The sequence below is a fragment of the Streptomyces sp. cg40 genome (assembly GCF_050320165.1).
Classification (GTDB): Bacteria; Actinomycetota; Actinomycetes; order Streptomycetales; family Streptomycetaceae; genus Streptomyces; species Streptomyces hokutonensis.
Window position 1 is genome coordinate 6,899,206 of record NZ_CP190128.1, and the last position, 16,861, is coordinate 6,916,066.

Below are 16,861 nucleotides of genomic sequence, written 5' to 3' on the forward strand. Positions count from 1 at the left end.
CATTCTGATTCTGGCGAAACGCGAGCGATCTCTCGTGTTTGTCATTCTATGGCAATGCCGACCCCTGCCACCTGCTTGCGCGCAGGCACGGGTCATGGTGAAGGGGAGCACCGCGCGATGACCGAAGTCAACAGCCCGCCGAGCCTCGGAGGGTGGACACGTTTCGTGACCGCCCGCCCCCGGCTGTCGCTGCTCGTGGCCCTGGTGCTCACCGCGCTCGCCGTGGTGGCGGGCAGCGGCGTCGCCGACCGACTGGGCAGCGGCGGGTGGGAGGATCCGACGGCCCAGTCGACGTACGCGACCAAGGCACTGGAGCGCGAGTTCCCGGCCTCCCAGCCCAACCTCCTGCTCCTCGTCGACTCCGGCGCCGCCTCGGTGGACGACCCGGCGGTCGCCGCCGAGGCCGCCCGCCTCACCGCCCGGCTGACCGGCGAGCGGGGCGTCACGGGCGTCGGCTCCTACTGGGGGACCAAGTCCCCGGCCCTGCGCGCGAAGGACGGACACGAGGCGCTGATCGCCGCCCACCTCACGGGCGACGAGAAGACGACGACCGACACCCTGGACCGCATCGCGCCCGCCCTCCGCGGCACCCACGGCCCGGTGAAGGTCAAGGTCGGCGGCATCGTCGCCGTGCGCCACGAGATGCAGACGACCATCAAGGAGGACCTCGCCCGCGCCGAGATGATCGCCTTGCCGGTGACCCTCCTCCTGCTGGTGATGGTCTTCGGTTCCGCGATCGCCGCCCTGCTCCCGCTCGGCATCGGCATCGTCGCGATCCTCGGGACGAACGCGGTGCTGCGCGGCCTCACGGAGTTCACCGACGTCTCCGTCTTCGCGCTGAACCTCACCACGGCCCTGGGCCTCGGACTGGCCATCGACTACGCCCTGTTCATCGTCCGCCGCTTCCGCGAGGAACTGTCCACCGGCGCCGAGCCGCTGCCCGCCGTCGCCACCACCCTGCGCACGGCCGGCCGCACGGTGCTCTTCTCCGCCCTCACGGTCGCGGTCTCCCTGGCCGCGATGCTCGTCTTCCCGATGTACTTCCTGCGCTCCTTCGCCTACGCGGGCATCGCCGTGGTCCTCCTGGCGGCGGCAGCCGCCCTGATCCTCCTCCCCGCGGCCCTGCTCCTGCTCGGCCACCGGGTCAACTCCCTCGATCTACGGCGCCTGTTCCGCCGAGGGCGCCCGGCGAAGGCCTCGGGCTCCGGCGAGGAGGGCACGGCCTGGGCCCGCCTGGCGACCCTCGTGATGCGGCGGGCCCCCTTCTTCGCCCTAGCCACCACAGCCGTCCTCGTCCTCCTCGGACTGCCCTTCCTGGGCGTCAAGTTCGGCACCGCGGACGACCGCCAACTGCCCTCGGGCGCCGAGTCCCACGTCGTGCAGCAGCACATCCGCGACGGCTTCCCGGGCAACCCCGGCGGCACCCTCGAAGTACTCGCCGAGGGGCGGGCGACACCGGCGCAGTACACCGCGTACAAGACCAGGATCGCCCAACTGCCCGAGGTGGTAAGGGTGGACGGCCCGGTCGTCCAGGGCGACTCGGCGTACTTCACGGTGCTCCCCAAGGGCGAGGCGGTCGACACCACGGCCCAGCGCCTGGTCGGCGACCTGCGCGCCACGAAGGCCCCCTTCACCACCGAGGTGACCGGCACGGCGGCCGTCCTGGTCGACTCCAAGCACGCGATAGCGAGCCGCCTGCCCTGGGCGGCCGGCCTCATCGCCGTGGTCACCCTGCTCCTGGTCTTCCTCCTGACCGGCAGCGTGGTCATCCCCCTCCAGGCGGTCCTGCTCAACGCGCTCAGCCTCACCGCGATGTTCGGCGCGGTCGTCTGGGTCTTCCAGGACGGCCACCTCTCCGGCCTCCTGGGCTTCACCAGCACCGGCTCCATAGAGACGACCCTGCCGGTCCTCATGTTCTGCGTCGCCTTCGGACTCTCCATGGACTACGGCGTGTTCCTGCTCTCCCGCATCAAGGAGGAGTACGACCGCACAGGCGACCACGACGAGGCGATCCGCCACGGCCTCCAGCGCACGGGTGGCCTGATCACGGCGGCAGCGGTGATCCTGGCGGTGGTGATGGTCGCGATCGGCACGTCCCGGGTGACGAACACGAAGATGCTGGGCCTGGGCATCGCGCTGGCGGTGTTGATGGACGCGATGATCGTCAGGAGTCTGTTGGTACCGGCGGTGATGAGACTGACGGGACGGGCGACTTGGTGGGCACCGGGTCCGTTGCGACGCTTCCACGACCGGTTCGGTGTAAGTGAGGGAGGAGAGAACTCCCTTAGGGGCGCGGGGCAGTATCGACATGCGGCTCCGCCGCGGGGCGCGACCAGCCACAACGCACCCGCAGACGAAAACGGCGATGGGAGTTTGAATGAAAGCGGTGGTGTTCGAGCAATACGGTGACCCCGCCGAGGTACGAGACGTACCCGACCCCCACCCCGCAGACCACGGCGTGATTGTCAGGGTCCAGGCCACAGGCCTGTGCCGAAGCGACTGGCACGGCTGGCAGGGCCACGACCCCGACATCACACTCCCGCACGTACCGGGCCACGAACTCGCCGGCGTCATCGAGTCGGTAGGCACCAGGGTGACCAACTGGCACCCCGGCGACCGAGTCACCGTCCCGTTCGTGTGCGCCTGCGGAACCTGCGGGGCATGCGCGGCCGGCGACCAGCAGGTGTGCGAACGCCAGACCCAGCCCGGCTTCACGCACTGGGGCTCCTTCGCCCAGTACGTGGCGCTGGACCACGCCGACGTGAACCTGGTGGCGATCCCCGACGGAATGTCCTTCGCGACGGCGGCCTCGCTCGGCTGCCGGTTCGCGACGGCGTTCCGCGCGGTGGTGCAGCGGGGCCGGGTCGCCGCGGGGGAGTGGGTCGCGGTGCACGGCTGCGGCGGAGTCGGCCTGTCGGCGGTGATGATCGCGGCGGCCTCCGGAGCCAGAGTCGTCGCGGTCGACATCTCGCCCCAAGCGCTGGACCTGGCAAGGAAGTTCGGGGCGGCGGAGTGCGTGGACGGGGCGAGCAATCCGGACACGGCGGCGGCGATCCGTGAGCTGACGGGCGGCGGCGCCCACCTCTCCCTGGACGCCCTGGGCTCACCGGCGACCTGCGCCGCGTCGGTGAACGGCCTGCGCCGCCGGGGCCGCCACATCCAGGTGGGCCTGCTCCCCTCCGCCTCCGGTACGACCCCGGTCCCGATGGCCCGCGCGATCGGCCTGGAACTCGAACTGCTCGGCAGCCACGGCATGGCGGCCCACACCTACCCGCCCATGCTGGAACTGGTCCGTTCGGGAGTGCTCCGCCCCGACCTCCTGACCACGTCCACGATCACCCTGGAGGAGACCCCGGCCGCCCTCGCGGCAATGGGCACGGCACCGGGAGCGGGGGTGACGGTCATCGAGCCGTGGCGGTGAGGGCGGGGCCATGACCGCACCGACGCGATACCGGGTGGGCCCGGTGGTTGTGGCCGTAGACCTCCAACTGGATCCGATGCAGCCCCAGTTGCTCGAAGGCGTGGCCGACGATCAGTCGCGTCGCCTCCGTGCCGATGCCCCGGCCGCGGCCCCGGGGGCCGATGAGGGTGCGGAAGGTGCGGCTGCGGGCGGTGGGATCCCACTCGGGGAGGACGACCTCGCCGAGGAGTTCACCGGTGGCGGGGTCGGTGACGGCGAGGTCGAGGCGGTCGGGTCGGTCGGCCCGGGGGCCGTGCCAGGGCCCAGCCGCGCCGGTGTCGGTTCGGCCGACGACTCGAAGGCGAAGCCGACGATGGATCCTCGGCGGTGGCCGGCCGCGCGGGCAAGCGAATCGCCTCACCCGCAGGCACAGCCGAAGCGACCGGCGCGGCACCGGACGGACACCCGGCACCGCGTCACCGCACCGGCTCGGGTCAGTCCTCCCTGCGCCCCCGGTTGCCCGGCCGGGCGGCCACCCAGGCCCGGACCGTGTCGGCATACCAGTAGGGCTTGCCGCTCTCCACGTGGTCGGGCGGGGGCAGCAGGCCGTGCTTGCGGTAGGAGCGGACGGTGTCGGGCTGGACCCGGATGTGGGCCGCGATTTCCTTGTACGACCAGAGCCGTCGGTCGGTCATCAGTGCACCTCCCTGCGCGCGCCGCGGCGGCGGCCGGGGGCGGCCGTCGGGGGAGCCGTGCGCTGCGCTGGCGATCACAAAGCCTGTGCCCGGTCAACGACACAGAGTGAGGAACAGGCAGTGCCTGTGGGGCGGGTGTGACCCAAGACCCGCGTACACGCGACATGTGTGACGCGAGGGGGGCTTTTGTGACGCAAGTGACGCAAAGGCGCACGCGGGCGTGCGGGCGCGGCGCGTTGACACCTGGCGGAAGGGCCGGCACCTGACCGAAAAGAGAGGGCGCGCAGCAAGGTGGGCCGGACCCGCTGCGCCGGGCCCGGCCCACCGGCTTCCCCGCCCCCCCCGGGGGTATCCCCCGTATCCCCCGTATCCCCCGAACCGGCCGGTCCCCGGAGGCCTGCGCGTCCCCGGGGATCAACCGGCCAGGTGGTCAGCCTGCATCAACGCGCCCGGCCGGTCTTGGAGAAATCCGCACCCCGACCGGGAGCGACCAGCAGACTCGTCGCCTCGCCGGTCATCCGGTCCCCGGCCGGCATCCCGGGCTGCGTCACCGGCGGAGTCGCCCGGCCCACCATGAACTGGCCCGGCGTGCATCCCGTCATCGCCCTGAACTCGCCGCTCAGATGCGCCTGGTCGTAGAAACCGCAGACCGCCGCCGTCTCCGCCTGGCTGTGGCCGGCCGCGAGGAGCCGCCGGGCGCGTTGCAGTCGCAGCACCCGGGCCGCGGCCTTGGGACCGAGTCCGATCTGCTCCCGGAAACGGTTCTCCAACTGCCGTACGCTCCAGCCCACTTCGTCGGCGAGCCGGGGTACCGGCACGGCGCCCCAGTTCCGCACCAGCTCGGACCAGGCCCGCTCCACCCGCGCCGAACTCGGCGTACCGGCCGCCGACCAGCGGGTGAACACCTCGTCCAGCAGTCCGAACCGGGCGCTCCAGGTCGGCAGCGCGGCCAGCGCGGCGGCCAGTTCACCGATGCCGGTCCAGCGGGAGCCGAGGGCGTGCGGCAGTTCGTCGGGGTCCACCACCCGGTCGGCGAGCTCGTGCTGAGCCGTACCGAACAGCGTGAACGCGGCCCACGGCATCAACAGCACCTCGACCCCCGCGAGCCGCCCACTGTGCTCACCGAGCGCCGCAGTGGTCGTAGGCCCGCAGAAGACGGATCCCAGCGTGGCCGATTCCCGCCCCGCCCGCGAGATCCGGACGACCCCTTCGAACCCGAGAAGCAGCGTCGCGGCCCCGATCGGCGCCTCCAGTCGAGCCCGAGGCCCCGACAGGGCAAGCCGAATCCCGCGATAACTGATGACGCCGGGCCGCAGCCGAGGATGCGGCACCCCAAGCACGGTCTCCCAGGACCCACCGGGCCCATGCCCGGTACGAACGCGCACAGCAACAGACATCCACGCATAGTCCTACGGGTCTGGAGCGCCCCGTAAGGGGCGCGGGGCTGTAGCCCCCGACAAGCAACCGCTTCCACCCGTCTCGTCCGAATGTCCGGACAAAACATTGACAGGGCTCGGCCCCCGGGACTAGAAACCGTGGAGAGCCGAAATAAAGGGGAAGTCGATGGCGTACGACCTGATCACCATGGGGCGGCTAGGGGTGGACCTCTATCCGCTCCAGACGGGCGTGCCGCTGCCCCAGGTGACGACCTTCGGGAAGTTCCTCGGCGGCTCCGCGGCGAACGTCGCCGTCGCCGCCGCCCGTCTGGGTCGCGAGGTCGCCCTGGTCTCGCGCACGGGCGACGACCCCTTCGGCACCTACCTGCACGAGGCGCTGCGCGACTTCGGCGTCGACGACCGCTGGGTCACCCCGGTCGCCGACCACCCGACCCCGGTCACCTTCTGCGAGATCTTCCCGCCGGACGACTTCCCGCTGTACTTCTACCGGCAGCCCAAGGCCCCGGACCTGGAGATCGACGCCCACGAGCTCGACCTGGACGCGATCCACGGGGCCCGCATCTTCTGGATCACCGGCACGGGCCTGAGCGAGGAGCCCAGCCGTACGGCGACCCTCGCGGCGCTCGCGCACCGCGCCAAGTCCGGTACGACGGTCTTCGACCTCGACTGGCGGCCGATGTTCTGGAAGGACCCGAGCGAGGCCCGCCCGTTCTACGAGGAGGCCCTCCGGCACACCACCGTCGCGGTCGGCAACCTCGACGAGGTGGAGGTCGCCACCGGAGTGCGCGAGCCGCACGCCGCCGCCCGCGCGCTGCTGGACGCCGGTGTCGAACTCGCCGTGGTCAAGCAGGGCCCCAAGGGCGTCCTCGCGGTCAACCGGGACGGCGAGTCGGCCGAGGTGCCCCCGCTGCCCGTGAACGTGCTCAACGGACTCGGCGCGGGTGACGCCTTCGGCGGCTCGCTCTGCCACGGTCTGCTGGCCGGCTGGGACCTGGAGAAGATCATGCGCCACGCCAACGCGGCCGGGGCGATCGTCGCCTCGCGCCTGGAGTGCTCGTCCGCGATGCCCACGGTCGCCGAGGTCGAGGGCGCGATCGCGGCCGGAGCGGTCCTGTGAGGGCCGGCCGCGTGGCGGGCGCGGAGCACGAACGCGAGGGCGGGGACGGAACGAGGGACGAGGCCGGCGTGACGCACGCGCATGTGGACCAGGACGGCGACGACGGCCTCACCGGTCACGACACAGGCCATGGCGCAGGTGCCGGCACCGGAACCGGCCCCCGCGTCGACATCTCCGAACTCGTCCGCGTCCGCGCCCGCCACCCCGAGGCGATAGCCGAGGCCGCCGCCCGGCGCGTCCGGCGTCCGCTGCTCAACGACGCCGGCCGGCTGATGATTGTCGCCGCCGACCACCCCGCCCGCGGCGCACTCGGCGTGGGCGACCGCAAGCTCGCCATGGCCAACCGCGCCGAACTGCTCGAACGCCTCTGCCTGGCGCTGTCCCGCCCCGGCGTCGACGGCGTCCTCGCGACCGCCGACATCCTGGACGACCTGCTCCTCCTCGGCGCCCTCGACGGCAAGGTCGTCATGGGCTCGATGAACCGCGGCGGCCTCCAGGGCGCCCGCTTCGAGCTCGACGACCGCTTCACCGGCCACCGCGCCGAGGACATCGAGCGGCTCCGCTTCGACGCGGGCAAGCTGCTGCTGCGCATCGACTACGACGACCCGGGCTCCCTCACCACCCTGGAGTCCACCGCCCGCGCCATCGACGACATGGCCGCGCGCCGACTCCCGCTGTTCGTCGAGCCGTTCATCAGCCGCCGCACCGACGAGGGCAGGCTGAGGAACGATCTGAGTGCCGAGGCCGTCATCAAGTCCATCGCCATCTCCTCGGGCCTGGGCGGCACTTCGGCCTACACCTGGCTCAAGCTCCCGGTCACCGAGAACCCGGACGACATGGCCCAGGTCATGGAGACCTCCACCCTCCCCGCCGTCCTTCTCGGCGGCGAGGTCGGTGACGACCAGGACGGCGCCTACGAGAAGTGGCGCGGCGCCCTCCAACTCCCCACCGTGCGGGGCCTGGTGGTCGGCCGTTCGCTGCTCTATCCGCCGGACGGAGATGTGGCCGCCGCCGTCGACACCGCCGTGGGGCTGCTGTGAGGGCCGGCTGATGACGGCCGCCGGTGACGAGCACCGGATCGTGCTTCCGATCGGCGGTGGATGTACCGTGCGAATTGCGGACCAAAAGGTCCGACTCGTGGACTTGAGGGTCCAACTCCCGGGTGGGGAAAGCATGTTCGCCCGGGCCCAGAACGCCTCCGGCGCGGGAGGCCGCTTCGCCCTGGCAGGAGCGAAGTGCGAGCGACGACTCCCCGCTCGCTACGGCCCCGCGCCGGAGGTCTCCAACACGACTGGTCACCCTGCGTGTTGGAGCATGCGCACCGAGGTTCCCGGCCCCGGGCATCGAGTCGGACGGGGTCGCGCAGCCGTACCGGAGTGGCGGATCAGCTTGCACCCGGAACACACGGAGGAACACCGATGACCTCAACGACGAGGCTCACGGTCGCACAGGCGCTCGTACGCTTCCTGTCCGCCCAGTACACCGAACGCGACGGCGTACGGCGGCGGTTGATCAGTGCGACCTGGGGCATCTTCGGCCACGGCAATGTGGCCGGGCTCGGCCAGGCGCTCATCGAGTACGCCACCGTGCCCGGCGGGGAGACATCCCCAGCGTCACCGGTCATGCCGTACCACCAGGGCCGTAACGAACAGTCCATGGTGCACGCGGCGGTCGGCTACGCGCGGCAGTCGAACCGGCTGTCCGCGCACGCCGTCACGACCTCCATCGGACCCGGCGCCACCAACCTCGTCACCGGCGCCGCGCTCGCCACTATCAACCACCTCCCGGTCCTGCTCCTCCCCGGCGACACCTTCGCCACCCGGGTCGCCGACCCGGTGCTCCAACAGCTCGAAGTCCCGTACGCGGGCGATGTGTCGGTCAACGACTGTCTGCGCCCGGTGTCCAAGTACTTCGACCGGATCACCCGCCCGGAAGCGCTGATCCCCGCAGCCCTGAACGCCATGCGCGTCCTCGCCGACCCCGTCGAGACCGGAGCGGTAACTCTCGCTCTCCCGCAGGACGTTCAGGCCGAGGCGCACGACTGGCCGGACGAGTTCTTCGCCGAACGCGTCTGGTACGTAAGGCGACCGGCCGCCGATCCGGCCGAACTCGCCGAGGCGGTAAGGGCTGTTCGGGCCGCGAAGCGCCCCCTGATCGTCGCGGGCGGCGGAGTCCACCACAGCCGCGCCGAAGCCGCCCTCGCGGAATTCGCCGCCGCCACCGGCATCCCGGTCGCCTCCACGCAGGCCGGCAAGGGCTCCCTGAACCACGACCACCCGCAGGACGTCGGCGGCATCGGCCACACCGGCACCGCCACCGCCGACGAACTCGCCCGCCTGGCCGACCTGGTGATCGGAATCGGCACCCGCTACACCGACTTCACCACCGCCTCCCACACCCTCTTCGAACGCCCCGGCGTCCGCTTCCTCAACCTCAACATCGCCCCGTACGACGGCCACAAGCTCGCCGGACAGCCGCTGATCGCCGACGCCCGCGGCGGACTGGCCGCGCTGGCAAAGAAGTTGGGCCGCCACGAGTACCGGGTCGACGCGTCGTACATCGCCGAGTACCGCGAGGACAAGGAGCGTTGGGAACAGCGCGTCGACGCCTGCTACGAGGCCGACGAGCCCGACGTACGCCCCACGCAGCCCCAAGTCCTGGGCGCACTCGACGAGATCGTCGACGAGTCGGACATCCTCGTCAACGCGGCCGGCTCACTCCCCGGCGATCTGCACAAGCTGTGGCGGACGCGGTCGTCCGACCAGTACCACCTGGAGTACGGCTACTCCTGCATGGGCTACGAGATCCCGGCCGCGATCGGTGTGAAGCTGGCCGCGCCGGCCCGGCCGGTGTGGGCGCTGGTCGGCGACGGCACGTATCTGATGATGCCGACGGAGATCGTGACCGCCGTGCAGGAGGGCATCGCGATCAAGGTGCTGCTGATACAGAACCACGGGTACGCCTCCATAGGCGGCCTGTCGGAGTCGGTGGGCGCCGAGCGGTTCGGCACCGCCTACCGGCACCGGGCCGACGACGGCACCTACACCGGCGCCCCGCCGCCCGTCGACCTCGCCGCCAACGCGGCCAGCCTCGGCATGCGCGTGCTGCGCGCGAAGACCGTCCGTGACCTGCGTACGGCGCTCGCCGAGGCGCGGGCCGCGGACACTCCCACTTGTGTCTACGTGGAGACCGAAACCGCAGACACTGTGTCGGGCGCGCCTCCGGCGCAGGCCTGGTGGGATGTTCCTGTGGCCGAGACCGCGGCCCGATCGTCCGCGGTCAAGGCACGTGAGCTGTACGAACGGCACGTCACCACCCGACGCCGCCATCTGTGAAGGAGCAACTGGGCATGACGAAGATCGTCAACCACTGGATCGGCGGCAAGACCGTCGAAGGCGCGTCGGGGAACTACGGGCCGGTCACCGACCCGGCGACCGGCGCGGTCACCACGAAGGTCGCGTTCGCGTCGGTCGACGAGGTCGACGCGGCCGTCGCCGCCGCCAAGGACGCCTACGCGACCTGGGGCACCTCCTCGCTCGCCAAGCGGACCACGATCCTCTTCAAGTTCCGGGCGCTCCTCGAGGCCAACCGGGACGCCATCGCCGAGCTGATCACCGCCGAGCACGGCAAGGTGCACAGCGACGCGCTGGGCGAGGTCGCGCGCGGCCTGGAGATCGTCGACCTGGCCTGCGGGATCACCGTGCAGCTCAAGGGTGAACTGTCGACAGAGGTCGCCAGCCGCGTCGACGTGGCGTCGATCCGTCAGCCGCTGGGTGTCGTGGCCGGCATCACGCCGTTCAACTTCCCCGCCATGGTGCCGATGTGGATGTTCCCGATCGCCGTCGCGACCGGCAACACCTTCGTCCTCAAGCCCTCCGAGAAGGACCCGTCGGCGTCCCTGAAGATCGCCGAGCTGCTGGCGGAAGCGGGCCTGCCGGACGGTGTGTTCAACGTCGTGCACGGCGACAAGGTGGCCGTGGACCGCCTCCTCGAACACCCGGACGTCAAGGCGGTCTCCTTCGTGGGCTCCACGCCCATCGCCCGTTACATCCACACCACGGCCTCCGCGAACGGCAAGCGCGTCCAGGCCCTGGGCGGCGCCAAGAACCACATGCTGGTCCTGCCCGACGCCGACCTGGACGCGGCGGCCGACGCGGCCGTCTCCGCCGCCTACGGCTCGGCGGGCGAGCGCTGCATGGCCATCTCCGCCGTGGTCGCGGTCGGCTCCATCGGCGACGAACTGGTCGAGAAGATCCGCGAGCGCGCCGAGAAGATCAAGATCGGCCCCGGCAACGACCCGACGTCCGAGATGGGCCCGCTGATCACCGCCGTGCACCGCGACAAGGTGGCGTCCTACGTCACGGGCGCGGCGGCGGAAGGCGCCGAAGTGGTCCTCGACGGCACCGGCTACACGGTCGAGGGCTTCGAGGACGGCCACTGGATCGGCATCTCCCTCCTCGACAAGGTGCCGACGTCGGCGAAGGCCTACACGGACGAGATCTTCGGCCCGGTCCTCTGCGTCCTGCGCGTCGACACCTACGACGAGGGCGTGGCCCTCATCAACAGCTCGCCGTTCGGCAACGGCACCGCGATCTTCACCCGCGACGGCGGCGCCGCCCGCCGCTTCCAGCTGGAGATCGAGGCCGGCATGGTCGGCGTCAACGTCCCGATCCCGGTCCCGGTGGGCTACCACTCGTTCGGTGGCTGGAAGGACTCCCTCTTCGGGGACCACCACATCTACGGCAACGACGGCACGCACTTCTACACCCGCGGCAAGGTCGTCACCACCCGCTGGCCCGACCCGGCCGACGCCCCCACGGGCGTGGACCTCGGGTTCCCGCGCAACCACTGAGCAGTCTTCAGCAGCGCTGAACGGGGCCGTCCGTATTGCGGACGGCCCCATTTTTTCGTTACGACGGCTGCGGTTACCGTAGGAACCCGAACCGGGGCCGACACTGCCCACGGACGCCGAATACGTCACTCTCGACGGACTGGATCAACGGATTCCGTAGGTGAACACCCATTGACGTGATGGTTTCCGTCAATGTTCCATCAGGCCCGTGACCGACACCCTCCCCACTGCCGAGGCCGCCGTTTCCCAGGCGCCGTCGGACAGCTCCCGAAGCCCCCGGCAGCTCAAGCGCTCCATCGGCATCGTCGGCGGCACGCTCCTCACGCTCTCCTGTGTGACGCCGGCCTCCACGCTCTTCGTGGTCGTCCCCGACCTGTTCGGCTCGCTCGGCACCGCGACCGCCCTCACGATCGCGATCGGCTCGGTCCTCTGCATCGCCGTCGCGTTCTGCTACTCGGAGCTGGGCACCCTCATCCCCAGCGCGGGCGGCGAGTACGCGATGGTGTCGACGCTGGCCGGCCGTCTGGCGGGCTGGCTGGTCTTCGTCCTCTCGCTCCTGGTCGTGATGATCGTCCCGCCGGTGATCGCGATGGGCACGGCGGACTACCTGACCCCGATCGTCCACCTGAACCCGTCGATGACCGGCGCGGGCGTGATGCTCCTGGCCACGCTGGCGGGCCTGCTGGACCTGCGCGCCAACGCCTGGATCACGGGCATCTTCCTGGTCCTGGAGGTCATAGCGGCCGGCGTCGTGGCCCTCCTCGGCTTCACGCACAGCCACCGGGGCCTGGGCAGCCTGACCTCGATGCAGGTGGCGGGCAGCGGCGGTCACACGGACACGGTGACGGCGATGCTGGTGGTCTCCGGCCTGGCGATCGCCCTCTTCGTCACCCAGGGCTTCTCGACGGCGGTCTACCTCTCCGAGGAGCTGGAGAACCCCCGCCGCAACGTGGCCCGCACGGTCCTCGCCACCCTCGCGATCTCCACGGTGATCATCCTGGTCCCGGTGGTCGCCATCACCATGGGCGCGTCCGACCTCTCCGAACTGACCGGCGGCGACATCAGCAGCATGGTCACCGCCTGGTCCAACTCGGCGGTCGGCACCTTCGTCAGCCTCTGCGTGGCCCTCGCGATCATCAACGCGGGCATCGTCATGGTCATCCAGAACTCCCGAGTCCTCTTCGCCTCCGCCCGCGACAAGGCCTGGCCCACCCCCGTCAACACGGTCTTCTCCAAGCTCGGCCGCTTCGGCTCCCCCTGGGTGGCCACCCTCGCCGTGGGCATCCCCGGAGCAGTCCTCTGCTTCGTCAACCTGGACACGCTGTACGGCGTGACGGGGGTGTCGGTGACGGGCATGTACCTGCTGGTCGCGGTGGCTGCCTTGCTCTCCCGCCGCGGTCAACACAGGCACACGCACGCGTGGCGCATGCCCCTGTGGCCGGCGATGCCGATCCTCCTGATCGCGGTCCTGGCGTACATCCTCACGCAACAGGAGACGAGCTACCTGCTGTGGACGGGAGGGATAGTGGCAGCGGCAACGCTGTACTGGGCGCTGTATCTCCGCCCCCGCAGGGAGACTCGCTGGCTGATCTCACTCCCTGAGGAGGACGAAGCCCCGCAGGGGCGAGTCCTCTAGGGGCGCGGGGAACTGCGCGCCCAGCCCCCACGCACCCGCACCCGGCAAACCACATAAGCCCCCCGAGCTAGTAGCCATACACCAACCGCGGTACACCCCCAACCCCCGGTTCACCCCAGGGTCGCCCCCAACTGTCAGAGACGCCCCGTACCGTTGACGACATGGATCTTCGCCCGCAGCTACGACTACGACGCCCACGGCAGTGGCTCGCCGCCACCGCCGCCGTAGCCGTGCTCGCCGCCGCCGGCACCTGGACGGCCGTCGCCTCCGACAAACCGCCGGAGGTGCACCGCGCGGACCGGGTGATGGCGGTCGACGGCGTCAGCCTCGACACCTCGTACTTCACAACCGGCGGAGCCGCCCGCCGCCCCGCCGTCCTCCTCGCACACGGCTTCGGCGGCAGCAAGGACGACGTACGGAAGCAGGCCGAGGGCCTGGCCAGAGACGGCTACGCGGTACTGACCTGGTCCGCGCGCGGCTTCGGGAAGTCGACCGGCAAGATCGGGCTCAACGACCCGGACGGCGAGGTCAAGGACGTCTCCAAGTTGATCGACTGGCTGGCCAGGCAGCCGGACGTGCAGCTCGACAAACCGGGCGACCCGCGCGTGGGCGTGGCGGGCGGTTCCTACGGCGGGGCGATCTCCCTGCTCGCCGCCGGATACGACGCCCGCGTGGACGCCATCGCCCCGGCGATCACGTACTGGAACCTCGCCGACGCCCTGTTCCCGAACGGCGTCTTCAAGAAGCTGTGGGCGAGCATCTTCATCAACTCCGGTGGCGGCTGCGCCAATTTCGAGCCCCAGTTGTGCGCGATGTACGACCGGGTCGCCGAGTCGGGCAAGCCGGACGCGGCAGCGCGCGCACTCCTCGACGAGCGCTCCCCGTCCGCCGTCGCCACGCACATCAACGTGCCGACCCTCCTGCTCCAGGGCCAGACCGACTCCCTCTTCCCGCTCGGCCAGGCCGACGCCGCCGCGAAGGCGATCCGCGCCAACGGCGCCCCCGTGGACGTCGACTGGATCGCGGGCGGCCATGACGGCGGCGACATGGAGACGAGCCGCGTCCAGGCCCGCGTGACGTCGTGGTTCGACCGGTACCTGAAGGACGACAAGAACACCGACACCGGCCCGGCCTTCCGCGTCACCCGCACCGGAGGCGTCGACTCGACCGACGGCGCCGCCCAGCTGCGCGGCGCGAGCGGCAGCGCCTACCCCGGCCTGGAGAACGACCCTCGCACGATCGCCCTCACCGGCCGCCGCGAGCAGTCCTTCACCAACCCGGCCGGCGCCAGCCCGCCCGCGATCTCCGCCCTGCCCGGACTCGGCAGCGCGGGCGGCCTCTCACAGCTGTCCTCCCTGGGAGTCGGCATCTCCCTCGACTTCCCCGGCCAGTACGCGGCCTTCGACTCCAAAGCCCTCACCCGGGGCCTCCGCATCACCGGCTCGCCCACGGTCACCGTCCACGTCAAGTCGACGAGCGACGACGCCGTCCTCTTCGGCAAGGTCTACGACGTCGGCCCGGGCGGCACCCAACAGGTGCTCCCCTCCCAGCTGGTGACCCCCCTCAGGGTCGAGGGCGCCAAGGCGGGCAAGGACGTCACGATCACCCTCCCGGCCATCGACTACGACGTGCAGAGCGGCCACCACCTGCGCCTGGTCCTCGCCTCGACGGACCTCGCGTACTCCTCCCCGACGACACCGGCGACGTACACCGTCACCCTGAAGAGCGACCTCAAGGTGCCGACGGCCCCGGGCGTGACGACGGCCGCGGCGACGCTGCCGTCCTGGGTGTGGTGGTTCCCGCTGGCCGGCGCGGCGCTCGCCCTGGCGCTGCTGCTGACCGGACGCAGGCGTACCGCGTCCACACCCCCCGACCCCGAACTGGCCGAAGTCCCGCTCCAGATCACCGACTTGAGCAAGCGGTACGCGAAATCGGCGGACCGGTACGCGGTCCGGGACCTGTCCTTCCGCGTCGAGAAGGGCCAGGTGCTCGGCCTGCTGGGTCCGAACGGCGCGGGCAAGACGACCACCCTGCGCATGCTGATGGGCCTGATCAAACCGGACGACGGCGAGATCAGGGTCTTCGGTCACGCGATCCGCCCGGGCGCCCCGGTGCTGTCCCGGGTCGGCGCCTTCGTCGAGGGCGCGGGCTTCCTCCCGCACCTCTCCGGCCGCGAGAACCTGGAGCTGTACTGGCAGGCGACGGGACGGCCCCCGGAGGACGCCCACCTGGAGGAGGCCCTGGAGATCGCGGGCCTCGGCGACGCGCTCGCCCGCGCGGTGCGCACCTACTCCCAGGGCATGCGCCAGCGCCTCGCCATCGCCCAGGCCATGCTCGGCCTCCCCGACCTCCTCATCCTCGACGAACCGACCAACGGCCTCGACCCGCCGCAGATCCGCGAGATGCGCGAGGTGATGATCCGCTACGCGGAGGCCGGCCGCACGGTCATCGTCTCCAGCCACCTCCTCGCGGAGGTCGAGCAGTCCTGCACCCACCTCGTGGTCATGGACCGAGGCCGACTCGTCCAGGCGGGCCCGGTCGCGGAGATCATCGGCTCCGGAGACACCCTGCTCGTCGGCCTGGCCGCCGACGTCTCCGACCCCCTGGTGGAGAAGATCGGTGCCCTGCCGGACGTCGATTCGGTGACCCGCGCGGAGGGCGGTCTGCTGCTGCGACTGGCGTCCGGCGACAGTCCCGACAGTCCGACACCTGAGGATCGACCGGAAGGCTCCGCCACCGCCGCCCGGCTCCTCGTCGAACTCGTACGACTCGAAGTCCCCGTCTCCTCCGTCGGCCCCCACCGCCGCCTGGAAGACGCCTTCCTCACCCTGATCGGAGGTTCCGCATGAGCACGCTCGCCGAGCCCGTAGAGGTGGCCTCCGGCTACCGCGCGGGCCGCACCTTGCCCCTCCGGGTCGAGCTGGTCCGGCAGTTGAAGCGGCGCCGCACGCTGGTCATGGGCGGGATCCTCGCCGCGCTGCCCTTCATCCTGGTGGCCGCCTTCGCGATCGGCGGCACCCCGGGCGAGCGCAACGGCCAGGTGACCCTGATGGACACGGCCACCTCGTCGGGCGCCAACTTCGCCGCGGTGAACCTCTTCGTGTCGGCGGGCTTCCTGCTGGTCGTCCCGGTCGCCCTGTTCTGCGGCGACACCGTCGCCTCGGAGGCCAGCTGGTCCTCCCTGCGCTATCTGCTGGCGGCACCCGTGCCCCGGGCCCGCCTGCTGTGGTCCAAGCTGGTCGTCGGCCTCAGCCTCAGCCTCGGCGCGATGATCCTGCTCCCGCTCGTCGCCCTGGCCGTCGGCACCGCCGCCTACGGCTGGGGACCGCTGGAGCTGCCCACCGGCGGCGCGATCGGCTCGGGCACGGCCGCCGAGCGCCTGCTCGTGGTCGTGGCGTACATCTTCGTGTCCCAACTGGTCACCGCCGGGCTCGCGTTCTGGCTCTCGACGAAGACCGACGCACCTCTGGGCGCGGTCGGCGGCGCGGTCGGCCTGACCATCGTCGGCAACGTCCTGGACGCCGTCACCGCCCTCGGCCACTGGCGCGACTTCCTGCCCGCGCACTGGCAGTTCGCCTGGGCGGACGCCGTACAGCCCCGTCCCGAGTGGTCCGGCATGATCCAGGGCACGGCGGTCTCCGTTACGTACGCCATCGTGCTGTTCGCCCTGGCCTTCCGGGGTTTCGCCCGCAAGGACATCGTGTCCTAGGTCACCGGAGGATCACCCACCGGTCTCGACGGGCCTTGATCGCGACCCCTTCGAG

The 16,861-nt window shown here is 71.1% G+C and carries 11 protein-coding genes and 2 pseudogenes; 10 read left to right on the plus strand and 3 right to left on the minus strand.

Going from position 1 to position 16,861, the window contains the following annotated elements:
- The first annotated feature begins 117 nt into the window (after positions 1 to 117).
- Positions 118 to 2,409 carry an MMPL family transporter gene (locus ACQHII_RS31020; protein ID WP_427922372.1) on the plus strand — a complete coding sequence of 764 codons (2,292 nt, stop codon included), beginning with the start codon at positions 118 to 120 and terminating at the stop codon, positions 2,407 to 2,409.
- A complete protein-coding gene (locus ACQHII_RS31025) occupies positions 2,378 to 3,421 on the plus strand; it encodes a zinc-dependent alcohol dehydrogenase family protein (RefSeq protein ID WP_427922373.1) in 1,044 nt (347 codons plus the stop codon). Before ACQHII_RS31020 ends, ACQHII_RS31025 begins: the two co-directional genes overlap by 32 nt.
- 13 nt (positions 3,422 to 3,434) lie before the next feature.
- On the opposite strand, the pseudogene ACQHII_RS31030 reads toward ACQHII_RS31025, so the two are convergent.
- The 3 genes and pseudogenes from ACQHII_RS31030 to ACQHII_RS31040 form a co-directional block, all read right to left on the minus strand.
- Positions 3,435 to 3,775: pseudogene (locus ACQHII_RS31030) on the minus strand (GNAT family N-acetyltransferase); the annotation flags it as partial.
- A gap of 119 nt (positions 3,776 to 3,894) precedes the next feature.
- Complete coding sequence (locus ACQHII_RS31035) at positions 3,895 to 4,095, minus strand: helix-turn-helix transcriptional regulator (RefSeq protein ID WP_200711938.1); 201 nt, start codon at positions 4,093 to 4,095, stop codon at positions 3,895 to 3,897.
- A gap of 440 nt (positions 4,096 to 4,535) precedes the next feature.
- Positions 4,536 to 5,369 (minus strand): helix-turn-helix domain-containing protein, encoded by an 834-nt coding sequence (locus tag ACQHII_RS31040; protein ID WP_427925445.1) that lies wholly within the window; start codon positions 5,367 to 5,369, stop codon positions 4,536 to 4,538.
- A 289-nt stretch (positions 5,370 to 5,658) separates the two neighbouring features.
- Here ACQHII_RS31040 and iolC point away from each other — a divergent pair, with 289 nt between their 5' ends.
- The 8 genes and pseudogenes from iolC to ACQHII_RS31080 all read left to right on the plus strand — a co-directional run bounded on the left by iolC (position 5,659) and on the right by ACQHII_RS31080 (position 16,806).
- Positions 5,659 to 6,609 carry a 5-dehydro-2-deoxygluconokinase gene (iolC, locus tag ACQHII_RS31045; RefSeq protein ID WP_427922374.1) on the plus strand — a complete coding sequence of 317 codons (951 nt, stop codon included), beginning with the start codon at positions 5,659 to 5,661 and terminating at the stop codon, positions 6,607 to 6,609.
- Positions 6,610 to 6,779: 170 nt separating this feature from the next.
- A complete protein-coding gene (locus tag ACQHII_RS31050) occupies positions 6,780 to 7,649 on the plus strand; it encodes a Cgl0159 family (beta/alpha)8-fold protein (protein WP_427925446.1) in 870 nt (289 codons plus the stop codon).
- A gap of 139 nt (positions 7,650 to 7,788) precedes the next feature.
- A pseudogene (locus ACQHII_RS31055) lies at positions 7,789 to 7,890 on the plus strand (5-deoxy-glucuronate isomerase); the annotation flags it as partial.
- Positions 7,891 to 8,027: 137 nt separating this feature from the next.
- Entirely contained in the window at positions 8,028 to 9,944 is a 1,917-nt protein-coding gene (iolD, locus tag ACQHII_RS31060; protein WP_427922375.1) for a 3D-(3,5/4)-trihydroxycyclohexane-1,2-dione acylhydrolase (decyclizing), read from the plus strand.
- Between the two features lie 14 nt (positions 9,945 to 9,958).
- Positions 9,959 to 11,461: a CoA-acylating methylmalonate-semialdehyde dehydrogenase gene (gene mmsA, locus ACQHII_RS31065; RefSeq protein ID WP_427922376.1), complete on the plus strand. Its 1,503-nt coding sequence runs from the start codon at positions 9,959 to 9,961 to the stop codon at positions 11,459 to 11,461.
- Positions 11,462 to 11,669: 208 nt separating this feature from the next.
- Entirely contained in the window at positions 11,670 to 13,097 is a 1,428-nt protein-coding gene (locus tag ACQHII_RS31070) for an APC family permease (protein WP_427922377.1), read from the plus strand.
- A gap of 161 nt (positions 13,098 to 13,258) precedes the next feature.
- Entirely contained in the window at positions 13,259 to 15,946 is a 2,688-nt protein-coding gene (locus tag ACQHII_RS31075) for an alpha/beta fold hydrolase (RefSeq protein ID WP_427922378.1), read from the plus strand.
- Complete coding sequence (locus ACQHII_RS31080) at positions 15,943 to 16,806, plus strand: ABC transporter permease (RefSeq protein WP_427922379.1); 864 nt, start codon at positions 15,943 to 15,945, stop codon at positions 16,804 to 16,806. The genes ACQHII_RS31075 and ACQHII_RS31080 overlap by 4 nt, the downstream gene beginning before the upstream one ends.
- The last annotated feature ends 55 nt before the right edge of the window (positions 16,807 to 16,861 follow it).

Excerpts from the sequence above, each read along its gene's own strand:
- iolD (WP_427922375.1), top strand. The coding sequence starts at position 8,028 with ATGACCTCAACGACGAGGCTCACGGTCGCACAGGCGCTCGTACGCTTC.
- mmsA (WP_427922376.1), top strand. The coding sequence starts at position 9,959 with ATGACGAAGATCGTCAACCACTGGATCGGCGGCAAGACCGTCGAAGGC.
- ACQHII_RS31080 (WP_427922379.1), top strand. The coding sequence starts at position 15,943 with ATGAGCACGCTCGCCGAGCCCGTAGAGGTGGCCTCCGGCTACCGCGCG.
- ACQHII_RS31075 (WP_427922378.1), top strand. The coding sequence starts at position 13,259 with ATGGATCTTCGCCCGCAGCTACGACTACGACGCCCACGGCAGTGGCTC.
- ACQHII_RS31020 (WP_427922372.1), top strand. The coding sequence starts at position 118 with ATGACCGAAGTCAACAGCCCGCCGAGCCTCGGAGGGTGGACACGTTTC.
- iolC (WP_427922374.1), top strand. The coding sequence starts at position 5,659 with ATGGCGTACGACCTGATCACCATGGGGCGGCTAGGGGTGGACCTCTAT.
- ACQHII_RS31025 (WP_427922373.1), top strand. The coding sequence starts at position 2,378 with ATGAAAGCGGTGGTGTTCGAGCAATACGGTGACCCCGCCGAGGTACGA.
- ACQHII_RS31035 (WP_200711938.1), bottom strand. The coding sequence starts at position 4,095 with ATGACCGACCGACGGCTCTGGTCGTACAAGGAAATCGCGGCCCACATC.